The sequence below is a fragment of the Meiothermus rufus DSM 22234 genome, from assembly GCF_000423425.1.
In the GTDB taxonomy this organism is placed as follows: domain Bacteria; phylum Deinococcota; class Deinococci; order Deinococcales; family Thermaceae; genus Meiothermus; species Meiothermus rufus.
Map to the genome: position 1 here is coordinate 29,914 of NZ_AUHY01000016.1, position 20,108 is coordinate 50,021.

General features: G+C 61.9%; 21 protein-coding genes. 5 read left to right on the forward strand and 16 right to left on the reverse strand.

The features are described 5' to 3' along the window. Position 1 precedes the first annotated feature (1 nt). From G552_RS0104625 to G552_RS0104670, 10 genes are all read right to left on the reverse strand, one after another. Positions 2-265, reverse strand: a complete 264-nt coding sequence (locus G552_RS0104625) for an MrpF/PhaF family protein (RefSeq protein WP_027881964.1) — start codon at positions 263-265, stop codon at positions 2-4. Beyond that, the gene (locus tag G552_RS0104630; RefSeq protein WP_027881965.1) at positions 262-741 is read right to left on the reverse strand and encodes a Na+/H+ antiporter subunit E; all 480 of its coding nucleotides are present in this window, start codon (positions 739-741) and stop codon (positions 262-264) included. Before G552_RS0104630 ends, G552_RS0104625 begins: the two co-directional genes overlap by 4 nt. Next, entirely contained in the window at positions 738-2,213 is a 1,476-nt protein-coding gene (locus G552_RS0104635) for a Na+/H+ antiporter subunit D (RefSeq protein WP_027881966.1), read from the reverse strand. The genes G552_RS0104630 and G552_RS0104635 overlap by 4 nt, the downstream gene beginning before the upstream one ends. Then, positions 2,210-2,614 (reverse strand): NADH-quinone oxidoreductase subunit K, encoded by a 405-nt coding sequence (locus G552_RS0104640; protein ID WP_027881967.1) that lies wholly within the window; start codon positions 2,612-2,614, stop codon positions 2,210-2,212. The genes G552_RS0104635 and G552_RS0104640 overlap by 4 nt, the downstream gene beginning before the upstream one ends. Beyond that, on the reverse strand, positions 2,614-3,027 hold the full coding sequence (locus G552_RS0104645) for a Na+/H+ antiporter subunit B (RefSeq protein WP_027881968.1): 414 nt from the start codon (positions 3,025-3,027) through the stop codon (positions 2,614-2,616). Before G552_RS0104645 ends, G552_RS0104640 begins: the two co-directional genes overlap by 1 nt. Continuing rightward, a complete protein-coding gene (gene mbhE, locus G552_RS0104650) occupies positions 3,024-5,237 on the reverse strand; it encodes a hydrogen gas-evolving membrane-bound hydrogenase subunit E (protein WP_245575113.1) in 2,214 nt (737 codons plus the stop codon). Before mbhE ends, G552_RS0104645 begins: the two co-directional genes overlap by 4 nt. A gap of 187 nt (positions 5,238-5,424) precedes the next feature. Further along, a complete protein-coding gene (locus G552_RS0104655; protein ID WP_027881970.1) occupies positions 5,425-6,642 on the reverse strand; it encodes an aminotransferase-like domain-containing protein in 1,218 nt (405 codons plus the stop codon). A gap of 55 nt (positions 6,643-6,697) precedes the next feature. Then, entirely contained in the window at positions 6,698-7,114 is a 417-nt protein-coding gene (locus G552_RS0104660; protein WP_027881971.1) for a helix-turn-helix domain-containing protein, read from the reverse strand. Between the two features lie 76 nt (positions 7,115-7,190). Beyond that, positions 7,191-7,790, reverse strand: coding sequence for a VapC50 family PIN domain-containing toxin (locus G552_RS0104665; RefSeq protein ID WP_027881972.1), 600 nt, complete (start codon positions 7,788-7,790; stop codon positions 7,191-7,193). 9 nt (positions 7,791-7,799) lie between these two features. Then, the gene (locus G552_RS0104670; RefSeq protein WP_027881973.1) at positions 7,800-8,951 is read right to left on the reverse strand and encodes a deoxyguanosinetriphosphate triphosphohydrolase; all 1,152 of its coding nucleotides are present in this window, start codon (positions 8,949-8,951) and stop codon (positions 7,800-7,802) included. Between the two features lie 62 nt (positions 8,952-9,013). Here G552_RS0104670 and G552_RS0104675 point away from each other — a divergent pair, with 62 nt between their 5' ends. After that, positions 9,014-9,355 carry a hypothetical protein gene (locus G552_RS0104675; RefSeq protein ID WP_051195681.1) on the forward strand — a complete coding sequence of 114 codons (342 nt, stop codon included), beginning with the start codon at positions 9,014-9,016 and terminating at the stop codon, positions 9,353-9,355. Here the strand turns inward: G552_RS0104675 and G552_RS0104680 are convergent. Further along, positions 9,352-10,539, reverse strand: a complete 1,188-nt coding sequence (locus G552_RS0104680) for a cysteine desulfurase-like protein (RefSeq protein WP_027881975.1) — start codon at positions 10,537-10,539, stop codon at positions 9,352-9,354. The two genes, G552_RS0104675 and G552_RS0104680, sit on opposite strands and share 4 nt — an antisense overlap. Before the next feature lie 16 nt (positions 10,540-10,555). Further along, entirely contained in the window at positions 10,556-11,785 is a 1,230-nt protein-coding gene (gene fabF, locus G552_RS0104685; RefSeq protein WP_027881976.1) for a beta-ketoacyl-ACP synthase II, read from the reverse strand. A gap of 103 nt (positions 11,786-11,888) precedes the next feature. Here fabF and G552_RS0104690 point away from each other — a divergent pair, with 103 nt between their 5' ends. Further along, positions 11,889-12,986, forward strand: a complete 1,098-nt coding sequence (locus tag G552_RS0104690) for an N-acetylmuramoyl-L-alanine amidase family protein (RefSeq protein WP_027881977.1) — start codon at positions 11,889-11,891, stop codon at positions 12,984-12,986. On the opposite strand, the gene G552_RS14765 is transcribed toward G552_RS0104690, so the two are convergent. Then, positions 12,948-13,634: an HAD family hydrolase gene (locus G552_RS14765; RefSeq protein ID WP_036270251.1), complete on the reverse strand. Its 687-nt coding sequence runs from the start codon at positions 13,632-13,634 to the stop codon at positions 12,948-12,950. The two genes, G552_RS0104690 and G552_RS14765, sit on opposite strands and share 39 nt — an antisense overlap. A gap of 113 nt (positions 13,635-13,747) precedes the next feature. Here G552_RS14765 and G552_RS0104700 point away from each other — a divergent pair, with 113 nt between their 5' ends. The 3 genes from G552_RS0104700 (at position 13,748) to phnE (ending at position 17,132) form a co-directional block, all read left to right on the forward strand. After that, positions 13,748-14,623 carry a phosphate/phosphite/phosphonate ABC transporter substrate-binding protein gene (locus G552_RS0104700; protein ID WP_027881978.1) on the forward strand — a complete coding sequence of 292 codons (876 nt, stop codon included), beginning with the start codon at positions 13,748-13,750 and terminating at the stop codon, positions 14,621-14,623. Between the two features lie 122 nt (positions 14,624-14,745). Next, a complete protein-coding gene (phnC, locus tag G552_RS0104705) occupies positions 14,746-15,504 on the forward strand; it encodes a phosphonate ABC transporter ATP-binding protein (RefSeq protein WP_027881979.1) in 759 nt (252 codons plus the stop codon). Continuing rightward, complete coding sequence (gene phnE / locus G552_RS0104710) at positions 15,501-17,132, forward strand: phosphonate ABC transporter, permease protein PhnE (RefSeq protein ID WP_027881980.1); 1,632 nt, start codon at positions 15,501-15,503, stop codon at positions 17,130-17,132. Before phnC ends, phnE begins: the two co-directional genes overlap by 4 nt. 57 nt (positions 17,133-17,189) lie before the next feature. Here phnE and G552_RS0104715 read toward each other — a convergent pair whose 3' ends face one another. The 3 genes from G552_RS0104715 to G552_RS0104725 form a co-directional block, all read right to left on the reverse strand. Beyond that, positions 17,190-18,137: an acetyl-CoA carboxylase carboxyltransferase subunit alpha gene (locus tag G552_RS0104715; RefSeq protein WP_027881981.1), complete on the reverse strand. Its 948-nt coding sequence runs from the start codon at positions 18,135-18,137 to the stop codon at positions 17,190-17,192. Between the two features lie 8 nt (positions 18,138-18,145). Continuing rightward, positions 18,146-19,000: an acetyl-CoA carboxylase, carboxyltransferase subunit beta gene (gene accD, locus G552_RS0104720; RefSeq protein ID WP_027881982.1), complete on the reverse strand. Its 855-nt coding sequence runs from the start codon at positions 18,998-19,000 to the stop codon at positions 18,146-18,148. Between the two features lie 141 nt (positions 19,001-19,141). After that, positions 19,142-19,951, reverse strand: a complete 810-nt coding sequence (locus G552_RS0104725; protein WP_027881983.1) for a bacteriorhodopsin-like — start codon at positions 19,949-19,951, stop codon at positions 19,142-19,144. Positions 19,952-20,108: the final 157 nt, after the last annotated feature.

Here is a 20,108-nt window from a genome sequence, read left to right on the forward strand (position 1 = left end):
CTCACTCTCCTTGGCGGTGGTACTCGATGTAGCGGGCCAGCCCCAAGGTGGCCAGGAAAGCGAACAGGGCCAGGGCGATGGCCACATCTAAAAAAGCGGTCTGGCCGCTAACAATGGCGTAAAGGGCAGCTAAAGCTACCGAGACCGAGGTGATGAGGTCCAGCCCCACCACCCGGTCGGCCAGGGTGGGCCCCCGCACCAGCCGGTAAAGGGCGAAGGGCAAGGTCAGGGCTAGGGCCAGCAAAGCCCCTTCCAGAAAACTCATCGTGTCACCTCCAGAACAGCTTTTTCCAGGCTTTCGTGGATAGAGCGGGCCACGGCCTGGGGGTCGTCCACGAACATCCCGTGGACATAAAGCACCTTGCGGTCGTGGGAGACATCCAGGCTGAGGGTACCGGGGGTGAGGGTGATGAGGTTGGCCAGCAGGGTGATTTCTAGGTCGCTTTTGACCTCGAGGGGGTAGGCGATGATGCCGGGCTGGATCTTCATGCGGGGAGAGAAGACCGCCTGGGCCACCCGCAGGCTGGAAAGAACAATCTCCCACAGCATGAGTAAAGCGAAGCGGGGCAGCTTCCAGAAGAGGGTGAAGTAGCGCCTCGAGGCCTCATCGAAGAGGGGGCGGGCCAGGAGCAGGATGAGAAACGAGAGGGCAAAGCCCACCAGAAAGTTACCCAGGGTGAAAACCTCGGTAACGGCCAGCCAAAAAATGGTCAGCAAGAGATTGTAGGTAAAGGCCCTCATCGGCTCACCCCCAGCACCGCCTGGATATAGCCGCTGGGCTCTAGCAGCTCTAAAGCGGCTTTTTGGGAGAGGCGCAGCAGCGGCTCGGCCCACAGCCCCAGCCCCAGGGCCAGCAAGGCCAGCAGGGCGATGGGTAGGGCCTGAGCGGCCCAGCCTCTGGCCTCGAGGTTTGCGCTCGCTTTAGGTGGCTCTTTCCAGAAGGCTTCGGCGAAGACGATACCCATGGAAAGCAAGGTGAGCAGCCCTACCAGCAGGGCCACCGCCACAATGCCGTACTGACCGGCCTCGAGGCCTGCAGCGGCCAGGGTGAACTTAGCCCAGAAGCCCGAGAAAGGCGGTAGGCCGGCTAGGGAAAAGGCCGGCAACAAGAACCAGACCGCCAGCCAGGGCTGCTGCCGGTATAGCCCCCCCAGCCGAACCAGCACCCCACTGCCCCCTAGGCGCTGGATAAGCCCGGCCACCAAGAACAAAGCCGAAATAACCAGCATGTGGTTTAGTGCGTAGAAGACCGAGCCGGTTAGGGCCAGGGGGCTCAGGAGGCCCAGCCCCATGAGCATGTACCCGATGTGGCTTACCAGCTGGAAGGATAGGATGCGCCGTAGCTCTCCCTGGGCCAAGGCCAGTAGCGCTCCTACGAGGAGGGTTAGCCCAGCCACCCACAGGATGACCTGGTGGGTAAAAGCGGTTTCGTAGGTGAAGAGCAGGGTGAAGACCCGGATCAAAGCGTAGACCCCTACCTTGGTCAGAAGGCCAGCGAACAAGGCTGAGATGGTGACCGGAGGGGCTGGGTAGGAAGCCGGCAGCCAGAAGAAGAAGGGGAAGACGGCAGCCTTTAGGCCGAAGGCTACCAAAAACAGCATGGCCAGCGCGCTCCGTAGCCCTGGGGCCAGGGCTTCGACCCGGGTGGCCAGGTCGGCCAGGTTCAAAGCCCCTGTGGCCCCGTAGAGCAGCCCTACCGCCGAGAGGAAGAGGATTGAGGATAAAAGCGAGACGGCAAAGTACTTTACCCCACCCGATAGCTGGGCCCGCTCAGCGCCCAGAACCATCAGCACGAAGGAGGAGATCAGCAAAACCTCGAACCAAACATACAGGTTGAAGATATCCCCGGTGAGGAAGGCTCCGTTGACCCCTACCAGCAGAAAGTGGACCAGGGCATGGTAGCCCTGGCGCTCGCGGGGAGCATCGTTTTCCTCCAGGGCGTAGAGGGTCACCGCCACAGCCACCACCCCGGTAACGAGCACCAGCAAAGCCGAGAGGTGGTCGGCTACAAAGGTGATGCCGAAGGGAGCGGGCCAGTTGCCCATCTGCATTACCTGGATGCCATCCTCGAGCTGGGTGAGCAGGTAAAGACCTGCCGCCAACAGGGCCAGGGCCCCAGCCAGGCTTAAGTAGCGCTGTGCTGTGCGGTAGGGCACCACCAGGCACAAAATGGCGGTGGTGAGGGGAACCAGAAGAGGTAGGATGACGCTCATGCGGGAACGCGCTCCTGTGGGGTTTGGGGTTCATCTACCAGCGAAGGAAGCGGGGCTGTCTCAAACTGCTCGGGCATGGCCTCGCCGTTCAGGGTGCCTAGTTCCTGCTGGGCACGGAAAAACAGCACAATACCAAAAGCCGCTAGACCGAAACCGATCACGATGGCGGTGAGGATTAGGGCCTGAGGCAGGGGGTTGGCGATAGGCTCGAGCAACTCCCCTCCCGGAGGCACCAGGGGGGGAAACTGGCTGCCCAAGCGACCTGCGGTGAAGATCAATAGATTAGCGGCGTTACCCACCACCAGAAAACCGATCAGAAATTGGATGAGGTGAGGGCGGAGCATCAAGTAGACGCCCACGGCGAAGAGCCCCCCGACCAGAAACGAGAGCAAGACCTCCATCAGCGAACCTCCTTAGCGCTTTCCTCCAGGGCGAAGATGGCCGAAAGCAGTGCTCCAAACACGGTCAAGTAGACCCCGATGTCGAAAATCACCGGGGTACCTAGCTTAAGGCCCAGAACCTTGAACCAGACCCCGGTCATGAAGGGCTGCTGGTTTAGTAACCCCACCAGCCCACTCAACAAGGCGATCAGCAGGCCTAGGCCCACCAGGCGCAAAGGGGGCAGTGGCAGCAGCTGGCGAGCCGCAGATAGGCCGTGGGCCAAAGCATAAAGGGCGTAAGCACCCACTGCCACCAAGGCCCCAATAAAGCCCCCGCCTGGCTCGTTATGCCCGCGCAGCAACAGGAAGATCGAAAGCAAAAGCAGAAGGGTGAAGAGGAACCTCGAGGTGGTCTGGAGTATCAGCGTGTTCAATGCTCCTCCTTGCGCCGCCGCAATAGGGCGTAAACCCCCAGGCCAGCCAGCCCCACCACCGCAATCTCGCCGAAGGTGTCCAGACCACGGAAGTCGACCAAAATGACGTTCACGATATTCTGACCGAAGCCTTCCGGCAGACTTTTCTCGGCGAAGAAGCGGCTTAGGTGTGGGGCGATAGGTTGGCCGAGCATATGCAGCATCAGAAGGGTTATCAGCCCTCCAAAGGCCAGGGCCACCAGCTTATCCAAAGGCCGGCCTGGGGGCACTCTGCCCAGGCGGGGGATCTGCAACAGCACCAGGGCAATGAGAATAGCAGTCAGGGTCTCTACCAAGAACTGGGTAATGGCCAGGTCGGGGGCATTTTGCAGCAGGAACAACAGGGCTACCCCTGCCCCTACAATGCCTACCACCACCACCATGCCCAGGTGCGAGCGCAGCCGCAAAGCGGCTAGGGCCCCCAGCAGCATCAACCCCACCAAAAGGCCCAGGGCTGGCTTAAGCGGAGCAGCCCCCTGGGGCCAGGCCAGCCCCTTTGGCAGCAGGGCCAGGCCCACCAGGCCCACCAGGCCAGCGAAGGTCCAGACGAGGTAGGCCCGTAGGGAGCCGTTTTGCAGCAGACGGGCCAGCCCCACTGCTAGCCGCATCAGGCCACGCAGCAGAGCATTGTAGGCGTTTTCCGGCCCAGGCAGGGGGTCGGTGGCCATCCAGGCCCATAGGCGTGGGTAGAGGAAATAAAGCCCCAGCCCCAGAAGTACCGTTAGCAAACTCAGCAGCAGGGCCAGGTTGAAGCCAGGCCAGAGCTTCAGGTGATACTCCACGGCCTTGCCCTTGACCGCGCTGGCTACGGCGTCGGCCAGGGGGTTGTATAGCCCTGGGAACAAGCCCACCAGAAGGCCCAGGCCCGCCAGCACCAAGGGGCCTAGCCAGAGGCTGGGGGACCCTTCATGGACCCCTTCAGGGGGCTGGCCACGGAAAAAGGGCACCACCAGGAGGGTGGCCAGGGTGGCTCCCACAGCAAAGCCCAGCACCGCCAGTCCCACCATCCAGGCTGGGGCGGCTTGCAGCGAGGCCATGTACAGCACTTCCTTGCCGATAAAGCCCAGTACCGGCGGCAGGCCAGCCAGTGAGAGCGCGGCCAGCCCCACCGCCACCCCGGTGATGGGCATTACCCGGAACAACCCCGAAAGCTGGTGGATGTCGCGGGTCCCGGCCTCGTGGTCTACTGCACCTGCGGCCATGAACAGCCCACCTTTGTACAGCGAGTGGGCCAGCAGAAAGGTGGCGAACCCCACCGCTCCGTAGTAGCTGGTGAGGGGCACCAGGCCGATGGCAAAGACCAACGCCCCTAGGGCCGCTACCGTGGAGTAGGCCAGCAGGCGCTTGAGGTCGGTGTGGCGGAAGGTGAGGGTGGCCCCGGTGAGCAAGGTGACCAGACCAAAGGCCATTAGCACGCTACTCCAGACCTCGCTGCTGCCTAAGCTGGGCTGGAGCCGGGCCAGCAGGTAGACCCCAGCCTTGACCATGGTGGCCGAGTGCAGGTAGGCCGAGACCGGGGTGGGGGCCTCCATGGCGTTTGGGAGCCAGAAATGAAAGGGAAACTGGGCTGACTTGGTGAAGGCCCCCAGCAACACCAACACTAGGGCGCTCAGGTACAAAGGATGCTGCTGCAGGGCCGGTAACTCGGAGAGGTAGGGGGTACCGGCCATACCGCTGAGCAGGATTAGCCCAGCTAACAAGGCCAGGCCGCCCCCAGCGGTGACCAGCAAAGCCTGCAAGGCCGCCCGGCGCGAGCGAAACTCGCGGTGGTTGAAGCCAATGAGCAGGTAAGAGGTGAGGCTGGTTAGCTCCCACATCACGAACAAAGTTACGAAGTGGTCGGCCAGCACCAGGCCTAGCATGGAGGCCATGAAAAGCAGGATGATTAGGTAGAACCGGCCCAGGTCAGGGTGGCCCTTCAGGTAGCCCCCGGAGTAGATCACGATGAATGTGCCAATGCCACAGATCAACAGGGCAAAGAGCAAGGAAAGCCCGTCGAGGTAGAAAGAGAGGCGAACCCCCAGGGTGGGAACCCAGTCCACACTGTGGCGTAAAGGGGCCCCCTCGAGCACGGCGGGCAGCAGGCTGGCGAAGTAGATCGTGAGGCCCAAGGGTAATAGTGCCAGCACCCAGTTGGCCTGCTTTAGGTTGCGCTCGACCCAAGGTGCCAACAGCGCACCCAAAAAAGCGATAAGAACAGCCCCTATCACAGCTTGTGCACTCCTTTTGCAAGGTCGAAGACCCCAAGTTTAGTGCTACCTTGCTACAAACAGCAAAGTCCGCCCTAGTGTATTACAGGCTAATCGGGCTGGGCAAATCGGTTACCGCTTGGGGGAGCACCCGGTGGGCAGAGGGGGATCAGGCCACTGGTTCGCGACCCAGCATCTGGTGCACCGCCCGCCCCAGCCGGCGGATGCCCTCCTCGATCTGGGCCTGGGTGGCGCTGGAGAAGGAGAGGCGCAGGGTGTGTTTTCCACTGCCATCGGCGTAAAAGGGCTGCCCCGGCACAAAGGCGGTCTTTTCGGCCACGGCGCGTTGCAACAGCTCGAGGCTATCTACCGCTTCGGGCAGGCTAAGCCAGAAGAACATCCCTCCCTCGGGCACAATCCAGCGCACCTCAGGGGGCATGTATTTTTGCAAAGCGGCAAGCATCCAGCGGCTGCGGGTCTGGTAGGTTTGGCGAATTTTGTCTATCTGGGCACGATACCACTCACCCTCCCGCACCAGCTCGTAGACCAGCATCTGGTTGAGGGTGGGGGAGTGTAGGTCGGCCCCTTGCTTGGCGTAGACGATTTTCTGAATGACCGGCTTGGGCCCCACCACCCAGGCCACCCGAAGCCCAGGGGCCAGGGTTTTGGAGGTGGTGCTGAGATAGATGACGTTGCCCCCGCCCAGCGCGTGGTCGAGGGCGTAGAGGGTGGGCAAGGGCTGGCCGTTGAAGTAAAGCTCCGCGTAGGCGTCGTCTTCCAGGATGGGGGTCTGGTACTTGCGGGCGAGCTCGACAATGGCTTGGCGCCGCTGTAAGCCCATCAGGCGGCCCGAGGGGTTTTGGAAGGTGGGCATTACGTACAGGAAGCGGGGAGCTTGTTGTTTCAGGGCGGCCTCGAGTGCGTCTAGGCAAAGCCCTTGGTCGTCCATGTCTACCGCGATGTACTGCGGTTCATAGGGGTTGAAAGCGCTCAGTGCCCCTAGGTAGGTAGGGGCTTCCACCAGCACGGGGCTACCAGGGTCGATGAGTACCTTGCCGATGAGGTCAAGGCCTTGCTGCGAACCGGAGACAACCTGGACGTTTTCGGGGCTGGCCCCGGGCATCCGCTGGGCGATCCACTCGCGCAAGGGTAGGTAGCCCTCGGTGGTGCTGTACTGGAGGGCCTGGGCGCCGTGCTCGAGCAGAATGCGCTGGGTGACCTGGGCCATGCGTTCGATGGGGAAGAGGTCGGCGGCGGGCAGCCCCCCGGCGAAGCTGATGAAGCCAGGCTGGGTGGTTAGCTTGAGCATCTCCCGGATGGTCGAGGCCTGGATGCGCCGGGTACGGGCAGCAAAGCGCTGCTGATAGTAGGTTTCTAGGGTTTCCACCCTTCTAGTCTACCCCGCAAATATGACGGTTTCCATAGTTTCTGCCGCAAAGGCGTTAGGGCTGGTAGCCCAGGCCCAGGGCCTGGTCTTCCTGAATCAAAGCATCCAGGATTTCCTGGCCCTTTTCCTGGCTTTGCTTTATGTAGGCCAGGAGGTCTTTGGCCCGGATGCGGCGGTGGGTGCCCACTTTGCGGTGGGCAATCTGCCCCTTCTCTAGCAGGCGAATCAGGTAGGGACGGGAGACCCCCAGTAGATCGGCGGCTTCCTGGGTGGTGAGTTCGGCTTCGAGAGGGATAACCTGTACAACCTCGCCCCGTGCCAGAGGCTCGAGGTAGGCCCGTAGAACCTCGGCCAGCGCGGGGGTGATTTCCAGGGTTACCTCCCCCACCCTGAGCCTTGCCTGCGGATGGATGTTTTGCAGAAGGGTTCGCAGGTTCTCTTGTTGGGTTTGTGGAAGATAGACCCTTGCCATAACGCCCTTATTGTAGTAGCCAACCGAAATAAACGCAATAAGCGAAATAAGCGAAACAAAAACCTAGTCCTATGGTCTAAAGATGAGGGATGAATTGTCTGATGAGCTGAACGAAGCGCACTAGTCCTGCCCGCTTAAGACTGTCGAGGAATTCCTCTGGGCTTAGGGGAGGTTTTTTTAGGGCGCTGCGCTGACGGCGCAGGGCGTGGACAAGCTCTTGGGGTAGGCTCGAGTCCCGAATGAGTTTTTCGGCTAGGTCTAGCAGGTAATCGTCTGGGTGAATGGCCACTAGATCGAAAGGATCCAAAGCGTTTTGTGGGAAATCGCGCAGGTTGAAGGTTAGGATAGCCTCGGCTTTTCCCACAACCGCAGCAGCGACCACATGGGCATCGTCAGGGTCGGGAAGGGTGATCTGAGCGATCAGATGCTCGTAACCCTCGACCACCGGCTCTTGGTGTTCTAAGGCCTCGGCCATCCGCGATGGAATGCGCCAGAGGCGGTGTTGCTCGGAAGGGGTGTTTGTGTTTGCCCGAAGAAAAGCAGAAATCCACTCTTCCTGCACCCGTTGGCTCCAGCAAAGGCGTACCAAGTCTTCCAGGGCCAGGTGCATAAAGATGTTTCGAGTAACCGCAGGATATAAGACGCTAGCATCGAGGAAGAGCTTTTTTGCAAGCATAGCCGTTGGTTAGCGGTGAAACTCCGGTTCAAAGAGCCGGGCATACTCGTCCAGGGCGAAGCGGTCGGTCATGCCGGCGATGTAGTCGCAGGCTGCGCGGTGGATGCCCTCGGTCTCGGCGGCTTTTTGCACCTGAGGGGGCAGGATGTGGGGGTCGTGGGTGTAGGCCTCAAAGAGCTTTTCCAGCACGAAGCGCGACTTGCCCACCTGCCGCACCACGTAGTAGTGGCGGTAGAGGTTGGCGTACAGAAACTCCCGCAAGGCTTTGAGCTGCAGGGTCAGGCCCTCGGAGTAGACCGCCAGGGGGCCAGGGTGATGCCGCACGGCCTCGAGACTTCCGATCTGGTGCCGCTGCAAAAGGGCATGGGTGGCGGTGATGGTGTCGGTGATGATCAGCCCCAGCAACTCCCGGACGAAAACCCGGCGGCCCATCTCGTCGAAGCGGTCGGGGGAGAGGCCCAGTTCGCCCAGCAAATCCCGTAACAGCTCCACCTCCCATAGCTGGCCGGCCACCAGCAGCCCCGAGCGCAGGCCGTCGTCGAGGTCGTGGGCGTTGTAGGCGATCTCGTCGGCCAGGTTGACGATCTGGGCCTCGAGGCTGGGGCGCAGGTGGGGTTCGTACCCCTCGGCATTGGGCAGGTCGTAGCGGGTCTCGTGTTTGATGATGCCTTCGCGGGTCTCCCAGCACAGGTTCAGGCCGCGAAAGCCGGGGTAGCGCTGCTCGAGGTAGGTGACGATGCGCATGGACTGCTGGTTGTGGTCGAAGCCGCCGTGTCCTTGCATCAGGCCATCCAGCACCGCCTCGCCCGAGTGGCCGAAGGGGGGGTGCCCCAGGTCGTGGGCAAAGGCGATGGTCTCGGTGAGTTCCTGGTTGAGGCCCAGGGCTCGGGCGATGGAGCGGGCGACCTGGGCGACCTCGAGGGTGTGGGTTAGCCGGGTGCGGTAGTAGTCGCCCTCGAAGTTCACAAAGACCTGGGTTTTGTACTGCAAGCGGCGAAAGGCGGTGGTGTGCAGCACCCGGTCGCGGTCTTTCTGGAAGGGGGTACGGAAGTGCGACTCCGCTTCGGGGTGCTCCCGCCCCCGGCTCTGGCTCGAGCGAACCGCATAGGGGGCCAAGTACTGGTCCTCTAAGGCCTCGAGGTGGGTACGTTCGAACAACATGGGCCCAGTGTACGCTTGGGTTGTTGCTGCCTACAAACCCGACTTCTCATGGGCAAGCCCTCATGCATTTTGCGAAGGCTCGAGGTATCAAGGTCTGGATGCCTCGAGTGTTGTGGCTGGCCTCAATTCTGCTAGCGCTTGTGGCTTGTGCCCCCAGCCAGGCCAACCTGCGGCGCTTCGACCTGATTGTGCAAAACCAGTGCACCGGCCCCAACCAGACCGTTTACTTTTACATCAATGGCGAATTTATCGGAACCGTGCGGGGCTCGAGGCTCTTTCCCGGCCTGCGCGAAGGGCGCTACGAGCTACGCGCCGAGGGCACCCAGCCCGGCCAGCCGGGGCACCTGCGCTTCAGCCGCTCGCTTTTGCTGGATCGGGATACGGTCTGGACGCTGTGCCCCTAGTCGCTGCCCTGCAAACCGGTTACGAGCTTGTCCAGGTCGGTTTGGGTAGTGTAGTGGGCAATGGAGGCCCGGATGGCCCCCTCGGGCCACAGGCCCAGGGCCTGCATGGGCATGGTGGCGTAGTAGTGTCCGGCGGCCACCCCCACCCCCACCTGGGCCAGCCGCTCGGCCACGGCCAAAGGAGGGTGGCCTTTCAGGTTGAAGCAGAAGGTGCCTACCCGGCCCTGGGGGGTGGGCAGGCCATACAGCTCCAGGCCGGGGATGCCCTGTAGCCGCTCTATGGTCTGGGCCACCAGGGGTTGTTCGATGGCCTCGATCTGCTTGTAAGCCTCTAGCAGGCCCTCGCGCCTCGGCTTTCCGCCCCCCAGTTCGTTGCGCAAATACTCGAGGGTGCCCAGCCATCCGGCCATACACTCGTGGTTGTTGGTGCCAGGCTCGAACTTGAGCAGGCTGTCCTGGGGGATGAACCACAGCTTGTCGGTGGGCAGCAGGGGGATGAGCGCCTCGCGCACGTACAAAAAGGCGATGTGGGGGCCAAACACCTTATAGGCCGAGAAAAAGGCCATATCCACCCCGGAAGCCTGCACATCGGGGAGGTGGTGGGGGCTGTAGTGCACCATGTCGGTGATGCACCAGGCCCCCACCTGGTGGGCAATTTCGGCCGCAGCGGCCACATCCGGCACAGTGCCCAGTGAGTTGGCCGCCGAGGTGACGGCCACCAGGCGGGTTTTGGGTGTGACTAGGGCCTTTAAATCGGCCGGCTCCAGCCGACCGCCCTGATCCCAACGGGCTTTCCAGACCCTGACCTGCACCCCTTTTTCTTCCAGGTTGCGCCAGGGTGAGGCGTTGGCCTCGTGCTCGAGCTCGGAGATCACCACCTCGTCGCCCTCGCTAAAGAGCCGCGAAAAGGCCCTGGAGAGGATGAAGGTCAGCGCGGTGGCGCTGGGGCCGATGGCCACCTCGGAGGGCTTGCAGTTGAAGAAGAAAGCAGTCTCCTGGCGGGCCTTGTCCCGCACCAGGGTTGCGGCCCTCGAGCCGGGGTAAGGCATGCCCACATTGCAGCTCGAGGTGGCCAGAAACTGGGCCATGCCCTCGATGCATTGCCGGGGCACCTGGGCCCCGGCGGCGTTGTCCAGAAAGCTAAAGCCTGTGGCCAAAGCAGGAAACTGGGCCTGGATGGACATGTCCCGATTCTACGCCCTACACCCTTTTGAACAGCAGGGTGGCGTTCATCCCACCGAAGGCAAAGGAGTTCGAGAGGGCGTAGTCGACCTGCTTCTCTTTCGGCGTGTTGGGTACGAAGTCCAGGTCGAGTTCGGGGTCGGGGTCGTCCTGGTTGATGGTGGGGGGCAGGATGCCGCTGTAGAGGGCCTGCACCGTAGCGATGGCCTCGATGGCCCCGGCAGCCCCCAGCAGGTGGCCAATCATGCTCTTGGTAGAGGAGACCGAGAGCTTGTAGGCATGGTCGCCGAAGACCCTCTTGATGGCCAGGGTCTCGGCCCTGTCGCCTACCGGGGTGGAGGTGCCGTGGGCGTTGATGTAGCCTACCTGTTCGGGGTTGATCCGGGCGTCTTTGAGAGCGGCCTGCATGGCCAGGGCCGCGCCGGCTCCTTCGGGGTGGGGCTCGGTAATGTGGTGGGCGTCGGCGCTGCGGCCAAATCCCACCAGCTCAGCGTAGATGCGGGCACCCCGGGCCTTGGCCCGCTCGTACTCTTCCAGCACCAGTACCGCAGCCCCCTCCGAGAGTACGAAGCCGTCGCGGCTTTTGGTGAAGGGGCGGCTGGCTTTTTCGGGTTCATCGTTGCGGGTGGAGAGGGCCCGCATCACCCCAAAGCTGCCAATGGCCATCTCGGTGACCACCGCCTCGGTTCCGCCGGTGAGCATGACATCAGCCTCGCCCAGCTGGATTACCCGAAAAGCGTTACCAATGGCATCCGAACCCGTCGCACAGGCCGTGACCACGGTGGAGGAAGGCCCCATTAGGCCGTACTTCATGGCCAGTTGGCCCGAGGCCATGTTGGCAATCATCATGGGGATGAAGAAAGGGGAGAGCCGGGTGCCGCCTTTTTCAAAGAGGATGCGGCTTTGTTCCTGCCAGGTGTGCATCCCCCCAATACCAGTACCGATCAGGGTGCCGATGCGGGTGCGGTCTTCTTTGTCGAGCTCGAGGCCAGCGTCTTGCAAAGCCAAGTGTGCGGCGATGAGGGCTAGCTGGGTGAAGCGGTCCAGGCGGCGCAGCTCGCGTTTATCAATGTAGGCCTCAGGATTGATGTCCACCTCGCCGGCGATCTGTACTGGGTAGGCAGAGGCATCGAACTGGGTAATCCGGCGGATGCCGGATTTGCCCGCGAGTTGGGCTTGGTGGAAGGCCTCGGCCCCGATGCCGTTGGGGGCTACTGGGCCGATACCGGTCACAACAACACGACGCATAGGCGTCATTATAGCCTACCCGTCGGGGGCCCTAGCGACGGGGCCAGGCCCAGCGTGCAAAACCCTGAGAAAAGCCCATCTTTTTCCGCTATACTCCAGGTGGATGCGGGCGTATGCCTTTCTGCTGCTCTTTTTGGCTCAAGCCCTGGCCTTTCCCCGCCTAGGGCTGCACGAAGGCTACACCCGCCTAGTGTTCGACCTAAGCCCCAGCGCCACCTACCAGATAGCCCAGACCCCCGACACCCTAACCCTGCGCTTCAGCGGGGTGGCCGCAGCGGCCAGTGATACCGATGTAGGCTCGCCTCAGGTGGCCTCCTACCAGGTGGTGCCGGGGGCCAATGGGGCCACGGTTTTCGTGCGCCTAAAGCCGAATGTGGAGGTCAAAACCTCCCTTCTAACCGATGCCGACCGGCGGCGGCTGGTGGTGGATGTGCTGAGCGTAGCGCCCGTGCCCGCCCCAAAGCCCGCGGTAGCGGCTACGGTTCCCCGGCCTCGTCCTCAGCCCATCGTGGTGGTCCTGGATCCGGGGCACGGCGGTGTGGACCCCGGGGCGGTGGGGTTTGTGGTGGAGAAAGAGGTGACCCTAGACCTGGCCTTGCGGGTGCGTAGCCTTTTACAGGCCCGGGGCCTCGAGGTCATCCTCACCCGCGGGCGCGATACCCACCTTTCGCCCGATAAGGCTACCGACCTGGGGATGCGGGCCGAGATGGCCCACTCCAAGCGCAATTTGTTTGTTTCTATCCACGTTAACAGCGCGCCTAATGTGGCCCAAGGCATCGAGACCTACTACTTCGGCCACACTATCGACCCCAGTCTGCTGGCCCAGGTGATCCGGGAGAACGGTGGGGGTGAGCTAGGCCAGCGCCTGACCCGCGAGGCCCAGAGTGTGGCCGAGCGGCTGGTGCGTGACCTGATTGCCCAGTCCAACCTCAGATTTTCCCGCCTGCTGGCCCAGCAGGTGCAGGGGGCTTTGCTCGAGGCCACCGGGGCGGTGGATCGGGGGGTGCGCCAGGCACCCTTTTATGTGCTGCGCAACGCCCGAATTCCGGCCATCCTGGTCGAGGTGGGCTTTGCCAACCATCCGGTGGAAGGACGGCGCTTGCAGACGAGCGAGTACCGCCAGGCCCTGGCTGAGGGGCTGGCCCGGGGCATCCTGCGTTTTCTAAGCAACGGGGGGGCGTTGGCCCCGGCTTTGCCATAAGGCGATGGGCAGTAGTTCCCATAGCGGCAGGTCGTCCAGGCTGGTCAGCACTAGGTCGGCCTGGCTCAGGTCAAGGTGTCGGGTTAAGGGGTTGGGGACGGCCACGGTGAAAGCCCCGGCAGCCTTGGCCGCCCGTACCCCATTGAGGGAGTCCTCTAGCACGATGGCTTGCTGGGGGGATACCCCCAGGTCCTCTGCTGCCCGCAGGAATAAGGCCGGGTCGGGTTTGGTACGGGGTACATCCTCCTTGGTGCAGATGACCGTGAAGTGCTCCAGCAGGCCCACCCGGGCCAGATGCCCTTCGACCCAGGCCCGGCTCGAGCTGCTGGCTACCGCTAGCTTCAGGCCCATGGCCTGGGCGGCCTCGAGGTAGTCCAGCACTCCGGGAAGGGGTTTTAGGGCCTGGTTGAGTGCCTCTTTGCGTGCCTCTACCTGCTCTAACAGCCGAGGCCGGTCGAGCGGCTGGCCGAGCTGCCGCTCGAGCTCGCTCAAGGGGTCGAAGTGGGGGGCGTTTTGGCCAATGAAGGGTAGCCAGTACGCCAAGCTTAGCTGGGCTCCGTAGGACTGAAAAACCTCCTGCCAAGACTGAAATTCGCTGCTTTCGGTATCCAGGATAGTGCCGTCGAAGTCGAAGATTAGGGCCTGCATAGGGCTGTATTGTACTGCTTAGCTGCCAGCCAGGGGCTTATTGGATGGCTACTCGTGGCTAGAGCCTCGAGCGGATTTATTTCTGAGGCAAAGGGGTGTAAGCTTGAGGGCGTATGAAACGCGGCCTGTTTCTTTTGTTGGCCTTGTTGGCGGTCAGCTTCTCTGTGGGTCTGGCCCAGAACCCCATCAAGGTGCGCATCGGTTTCAACCCCACCCAAAACTCCGACCAGCTCCGCCCGGCAGCCCGAGCCATTGCTGACTACCTCGAGCGCCGTTTCCAGGGGGCCATCGAGGTGGAAATCTTCATCCCCACCGAGTACCGGGGCCTGATCGAGGCCATGCGCGGGGGTAACCTCGACTTTGCCTTCTTCCCGCCCGACGGCTATGTAATCGCCAACCAGGATGTGGGCGCCCAGGTGCTCCTCAAGAGCGTCCGCGGCAACAGCCCCTTCTACTGGAGCGCTATCGTGGTACGCAAAGATTCGGGTATTAAGAACCTGCAAGGTCTCGACGGCAAGAGTATTGCTTGGGTGGATAAAAACTCGGCGGCAGGGTATGTCTTTCCCCGGGCGGCCATTGTGGGCGCTGGCTTCGACCCGGATAAGCTCTTTGCCAAGCAGACCTTTGCTGGTCGGCACGATGCTTGCGTGCTGGCCGTGCTGAATAAATCAGTGGATGCTTGCGCCACCTTTGCCAACGACACCCGCAACAAGAGTGGGGCCTGGACCCAGTTCCTCAAACCGGAGGACGCAGCCCAGCTCACCGCCATCTTCTACTCTCGGCCTATTCCTGGTGATACCTTTTCGGTCTCTAAGCAGTTCATCACCAAGTATCCCACCCTGGCCCGCGGGATTGCTGCAGCCTTGCAAGGCATCCGTACCCCCCAGAGCAACCTCCTGATGAACCTCTATCGCATCGACTACATGATTCCAGCTCAAGACTCCGATTACGACGTGGTACGCCAGGCGCGCAAGGTGGCTGGGCAGTAAGACCAGCAAGGGCTTAGATGGAATGCCCCCAGATAGGTGCTGGGGGCTTATGATTTGGGGATGGCACAACCGGGAGGAAGAATGACTTGCACAAAGGAGTGGAAAAATCTGTGGGGGTGCGCATGATTGAGGTGCGCAACCTCAGCCAGACCTTTCAAACCGCCAAAGGCCCCTTACAGGTGCTAACGGATGTGAATTTGGATATTCCTCGAGGCGACTTCGTGGCGGTGATTGGACGTTCGGGGGCCGGTAAGAGCACCTTCTTACGCACCTTGAATGGGCTTTTGATTCCTACTGCAGGAAGGGTGGTGGTGAACGGCACCGACATCACCAGGCTGTCCAAACGCGAATTGCAGAAATATCGCCGCACGGTGGGCTTCATCTTCCAGCAATTCAACCTGGTGAACCGTTTGAGCGCCCTGGATAACGTGCTGCATGGCCGACTGGGTTATCTGTCCGCCTGGCGGGGCTTGCTGGGCTTGTATACAGAGGTGGATTATCGGATTGCCCGGGAACAGCTTCAACGGGTGGATCTGGCTGCCAAGGAGAGCGCTCGAGTGGATTCGCTTTCTGGGGGACAGCAGCAACGGGTGGCTATTGCCCGCGCCATGGCCCAGCAGCCTACCCTGATGCTGGCCGACGAGCCTGCGGCCAACCTTGATCCAGTGCTCTCGGAGGAAGTGATGCGTACACTCAAACGCTTCAACGAGCAGGATGGGGTAACGGTGGTTATCAACATCCACGCCTTGGACTTGGCCCTGAAGTACGCTAAACGCATCGTTGCATTTAAGCGGGGTCGGGTAGTTTTCGATGGGGCCCCCGAACAGCTTTCCCAAGACCTGGTGGACGACCTCTACGAGCGCAAGGAGATGCTGGTATGAGCGGGCTGCTCTTCTATGTACTGCTGGGGTTATTGCTGGCGGTGCTGGCAGGGGTGGCCAAGGGCTCGATGCGACGCTGGGTGGTTGGGGCCGGATTGGCCTTGCTGGTGGTCTTTGCTGCCTTTCCCTTCAGCCGGGCCAGGGGCTTTTTGAGCCGCGACACAGTAGACCCCACCCTGCTGGCGCTGGTGCCTACCTTCCCGTTGTTGCTGCTAGTTCCACTGAGCGTGTTGGTGGCACTGGTGCTGGCTCGTTGGGGCGGACGGGCTGCTGGGCTGGGGGGTGTGCTGGGTGGCGTAGCAGCGATTATCGCCGCAGGCTGGTGGTATGCCCAGCCCGCCCAGATTGTCCGGCTGCACCCTGTCGAGGGTCTGATTGAGTTGCTGATCGCCCTGGGGGTGGCCGCCTCGATTGCCCTGTTGTCTTTCAGCCGCCCTAAGCAGCGCGTTCCAATTCTGATAGGTGCGGTGGTGGCCGGGGTGCTGGCTTTTGTGTGGTTTCACGCGCCCCAGGGGGGTGGGGTCTACCTGCCCAAGAGCCTGGGCTACTACAAGCTGCTTTTCCCTACGCCGCCAGCCACCCAACAGGAAATTGCCGAGGCTTACAACCGCGCGCTACCCGAGCTAAACGCTATTCGTAAGGAGCTGGGCCAGGATGAGCTACAGCCTATCCGAAGCCTGGCCGACCTGCAGGGGGCCCTTCCCCAGCAGGCCTCGAGCCAGGGCTACCGCCTGGTGCAGCCTGCGACTACCCAGTACGGTGCTTTCGCGGTCTTCTTTCTGGCCGGCCTGATGCTGGGGGCGGGGCTGATGCAGCTTGGCAGCCCCCGCCTGCAAGAACCCGACGACTTCCGCGCTGGCATTCTGATTGCCCTGGTGGCCAGCTTCCTGATTCCGGCCTTCGATGCCACCGAGTTCGACCTGAACAAGCTGGTCGTGGGCTGGCCTTTCCTGCAGCAGTTCGCCGATAGAGCCTGGCCGCCTTTGCTGGCCGACCCCGCCGCTGAGCGCTACCCTTTGCAAGAAGTGCTGAGCCAGATTGCCGTGACGGTGCAGATGGCCCTGGTGGGCACCTTCCTGGCAGCTATTTTTGCCATGCCCCTCTCGTTTCTGGCGGCCCGCAACGTGACTGCGGGTACACCCTTAATGCGCTCGGTGTTCTATGCCACCCGCTTGTTCTTGAACGTGCTGCGCGGGGTTCCTACCCTGATCATCGCCCTTATTCTGGTGGCTGCGGTGGGCCTGGGGCCTTTTGCCGGGGTGATGGCCATTGCCATTCACTCCCTCACCGAGCTGGGGAAGCTCTACTCGGAGGCCATCGAGAACGCCGACAAGGGGCCGGTGGAGGCCCTCGAGTCTACCGGGGCGGCAGGGGTCAACGTGGTGCGCTGGGCCATTCTGCCCCAGGTCTTGCCGCTGTTTATCTCCTATACCATCTACAACTTCGAGATTAACTTCCGCTCCTCGCTGGTGCTGGGGCTGGTGGGGGCCGGAGGGATTGGCTACTTCATCAACGAGAAGATGGCTTCGGGGCAGTACGATCAGATGATGGTGGGGGTCATTGCGATTGTGGTTGTAGTAAACATCATCGACTTCGCCTCCTCGTGGCTGCGCAGCAGGCTGGTATAACCAGCCAGAGCTAGGCCGGTACAGCCCGGGCTGTACCGGTTTTTTTCTGGAGCAATCTCAGTTTTGGTATTGGCCTAGCCCCCGGAAGCGGCGGTAGCGATCCTCGAAAAGCTCCTCTGGCCCCAGGTGGGCCAGCTCGGCCAGGGTTTCTAGCAGGGCCTGGCGGATGCCCGCCATGGCTGCGGCAGGGTTGCGGTGAGCCCCACCGTCGGGCTCGGGGATGATGCGATCCACGATACCTAGGCTTAATAGGTCGGGGGCGGTGAGCTTGAGGGCTTCGGCGGCCTTGGCCGCCTCCTTGGCATCGCGCCACAGGATGGCCGCGCAGGATTCAGGCGAAATAACCGAGTACCAGGCATTTTCTAGAATCAAGACCCGGTTGCCCACCCCAATGGCCAGGGCCCCGCCCGAGCCCCCTTCGCCCAAGATAACCGCAATAGCCGGTACCCTGAGACGGGCCATACGCTGAATGCTCTGGGCAATCACCCAGGCCTGGCCACGCTCCTCGGCCGAGATACCGGGGTAGGCCCCAGGGGTGTCGATAAAGGCGATAAAGGGGCGGCCAAAGCGGTCGGCCAGGTCCATCAGACGCATAGCCTTGCGGTAGCCCTCGGGGTGGGGCATGGCGAAGTTGCGCCGGATGTTTTCCTTGGTATCGCGGCCTTTTTGGTGGCCCACTACCACCACCGACTGCCCTTCCAGGCGGGCTAGGCCCCCCACCACAGCCGCGTCGTCGCCGAAGGTGCGGTCGCCTGAGAGTTCGACGAAATCGCTCATGATGCTGCCAATGACGTCGAGGGTGGTGGGGCGCCCTGGGGCTCGAGCGAGCTGGACCCGCTCCCAGCGCGATAGATTGCTGAAGGTTTCCGCCTTGAGCTGGGCCAGGCGTTCGCGCAGCACCTGTAGTTCGTCGGAAAGGTCTACCCCGCTGCTGGCGGCGAACCCCTCGAGCTCGGCGATTTTGGCCTCGAGCTCCTCGATGGGTTTTTCGAACTCAAGCGGCATCGGCCCTCCTAGCCCACGCGGTTCACCGTGCTGGGGTGCAGCAGTTTGAGGACCTGGGCCACCGTTCCTTTGAGCTGGCGCCGGTCCACCACCTGGTCGACCATGCCGTGCTTGAGCAAAAACTCCGAGCGCTGGAAGCCCTCGGGCAGGTCTTGGCGGATGGTCTGCTTGATCACCCGGGGTCCGGCAAAGCCGATTAGGGCGCCGGGTTCGGCCAGGATGACATCGGCCAAGGCGGCAAAACTAGCGGTGACCCCACCGGTGGTAGGGTCGGTAAGGATGGAGACATAGGGGAGCCGGCGGGCCCACAGCCGGTCCAGGGCCAGGGTGGTCTTGGCCATCTGCATTAGCGAAAGGGCCGCCTCCTGCATGCGGGCCCCGCCCGAGACGGCCACAATCACCACCGCGCGCCCTTCTTGGGCGGCTTGTTCCACCCCACGGGTGATCTCCTCCCCCACCACGCTGCCCATCGAGCCTCCGGCGAAGGCGTAGTCCATCACCAAAAGCACGCTGGGCACCCCACCGATGGTACAACGCCCCCCCACGATAGCGTCGGGGCGGCCAGCCTCCCGCTGGTAGCGCTCGAGGCGTTTGGGATAGGGCTCGGTGTCTACGAAGCCCAAGGGGTCGGTGGGTTTGAGGCCGGTGATCTCTTCGAAGCTACCGGCATCGGCTAGCATGGCCACCCGCCGGTCGGCGGGCATGCGCAGGTGGTGGCTGCATTTGGGGCAGACGTAGAGGTTGGTCTCGAGGTCTTTCTTGTATATCTGCGCGTCGCATTTGGGGCACTTGGTCCACAGCTCGGGTATATCCCGTGCCTCCCCCTGTGCCCGGCGACGGCGGAAAAGTCGCTCTAAGGCCATAACGCCCTATCTTATACCCCAGAATGAGAAACAGGCGAAGCCCCCCTTGCTTGAACGGGGTTCAATCTGTAGGGCCAATGTTGAAGCCCCGGCATGAAAGTACCGGGGTAGGTAAAGGGCCGTGTTTATGGTTGGCTGAGCTTAGCCTCGAGCCACGGCAGCAAGGCCCTCCTCGTCGAACTTAGGATTGTCCGCAAGGGTTTTTTCACGGGCGATAGCGTAGAGCAGGAAACCAAAGATAGGCTTGGCTAGGATGTCGGCCAGGCTGTAGCCGACCTGTAGGCCCACGATTCCTATCGCTTCCCCCAGACCCAGTGTGGGCAGCAGATAGGCAATGGGGTAGAAGCCCCAGGAGCCCAACAAGAGCAGGCGCATGTTGCGGGTGAGCAGCTTGACCCGCTCCGGTTGGCGCTCGAGGGCCTTGGTTAGTTCTACCCAGAGCACGTAGAGGATGTAAACGAAGGGGATGGTGGAAAGAGTGCCCCACAGCCAGCGGGTGGCATTATCGGTGGAAACCTCGCCCGGATAGCCCAGCACCAGCATCAGGATGGCCGCGGTGACCAGTTTGAAGATCAGGTTATGGGTGATGGCCCGGGCTAAGCCTAGCACCAGCACCAACTCTGCCAAAAGGAGCGGTACTGTGAGCAGCCAGTCGGCGTAGCGGTAGGCATCGTTGAACAACTTTCCGCTGGGTAGATACAGACCTGCTTGATCCCCAGTACCCACCGCATAAGCGTCCTGCCAGCTCAGGAAGATGCGGAAGTAGTGATAGGCAGCGATCCAGCAGACCAGGGTCGAGAAGTACAACGCCAGGTGGTACTTAGGGGCGATGAAATTGCGGGCAAACAGGAAGAAGATACCAGCTGCCCCCATTGCCGCGATGGTTAGGGACATCACGTTGTAGACCAGGAGGTATTGCCCTGTGGTAAGGGGTGTATCGGCTCCAATCATTCTTGTGACCTCCTCGAATGACTCGAGCCTGGCCAGGTTCGTGAGTCAAACCCATTTATAAGCAAATAGGAGTTACGCAGTTGCAGTTGACTGGACATTCTTCTGTGTGCTAGGAGGAGAGTGCTTAGCCAAGCTTCTCCAAAGGGGGTGATGCCCA

Excerpts from the sequence above, each read along its gene's own strand:
- G552_RS0104660 (WP_027881971.1), bottom strand. The coding sequence starts at position 7,114 with ATGGCAAGGGTCTATCTTCCACAAACCCAACAAGAGAACCTGCGAACC.
- phnC (WP_027881979.1), top strand. The coding sequence starts at position 14,746 with ATGATTGAGGTGCGCAACCTCAGCCAGACCTTTCAAACCGCCAAAGGC.
- G552_RS0104670 (WP_027881973.1), bottom strand. The coding sequence starts at position 8,951 with ATGTTGTTCGAACGTACCCACCTCGAGGCCTTAGAGGACCAGTACTTG.
- G552_RS0104625 (WP_027881964.1), bottom strand. The coding sequence starts at position 265 with ATGAGTTTTCTGGAAGGGGCTTTGCTGGCCCTAGCCCTGACCTTGCCC.
- phnE (WP_027881980.1), top strand. The coding sequence starts at position 15,501 with ATGAGCGGGCTGCTCTTCTATGTACTGCTGGGGTTATTGCTGGCGGTG.
- G552_RS0104675 (WP_051195681.1), top strand. The coding sequence starts at position 9,014 with ATGCATTTTGCGAAGGCTCGAGGTATCAAGGTCTGGATGCCTCGAGTG.
- G552_RS14765 (WP_036270251.1), bottom strand. The coding sequence starts at position 13,634 with ATGCAGGCCCTAATCTTCGACTTCGACGGCACTATCCTGGATACCGAA.
- G552_RS0104635 (WP_027881966.1), bottom strand. The coding sequence starts at position 2,213 with ATGAGCGTCATCCTACCTCTTCTGGTTCCCCTCACCACCGCCATTTTG.
- G552_RS0104690 (WP_027881977.1), top strand. The coding sequence starts at position 11,889 with ATGCGGGCGTATGCCTTTCTGCTGCTCTTTTTGGCTCAAGCCCTGGCC.
- G552_RS0104640 (WP_027881967.1), bottom strand. The coding sequence starts at position 2,614 with ATGGAGGTCTTGCTCTCGTTTCTGGTCGGGGGGCTCTTCGCCGTGGGC.
- G552_RS0104665 (WP_027881972.1), bottom strand. The coding sequence starts at position 7,790 with ATGCTTGCAAAAAAGCTCTTCCTCGATGCTAGCGTCTTATATCCTGCG.
- G552_RS0104630 (WP_027881965.1), bottom strand. The coding sequence starts at position 741 with ATGAGGGCCTTTACCTACAATCTCTTGCTGACCATTTTTTGGCTGGCC.
- accD (WP_027881982.1), bottom strand. The coding sequence starts at position 19,000 with ATGGCCTTAGAGCGACTTTTCCGCCGTCGCCGGGCACAGGGGGAGGCA.
- G552_RS0104680 (WP_027881975.1), bottom strand. The coding sequence starts at position 10,539 with ATGTCCATCCAGGCCCAGTTTCCTGCTTTGGCCACAGGCTTTAGCTTT.
- fabF (WP_027881976.1), bottom strand. The coding sequence starts at position 11,785 with ATGCGTCGTGTTGTTGTGACCGGTATCGGCCCAGTAGCCCCCAACGGC.
- G552_RS0104725 (WP_027881983.1), bottom strand. The coding sequence starts at position 19,951 with ATGATTGGAGCCGATACACCCCTTACCACAGGGCAATACCTCCTGGTC.
- G552_RS0104715 (WP_027881981.1), bottom strand. The coding sequence starts at position 18,137 with ATGCCGCTTGAGTTCGAAAAACCCATCGAGGAGCTCGAGGCCAAAATC.
- G552_RS0104700 (WP_027881978.1), top strand. The coding sequence starts at position 13,748 with ATGAAACGCGGCCTGTTTCTTTTGTTGGCCTTGTTGGCGGTCAGCTTC.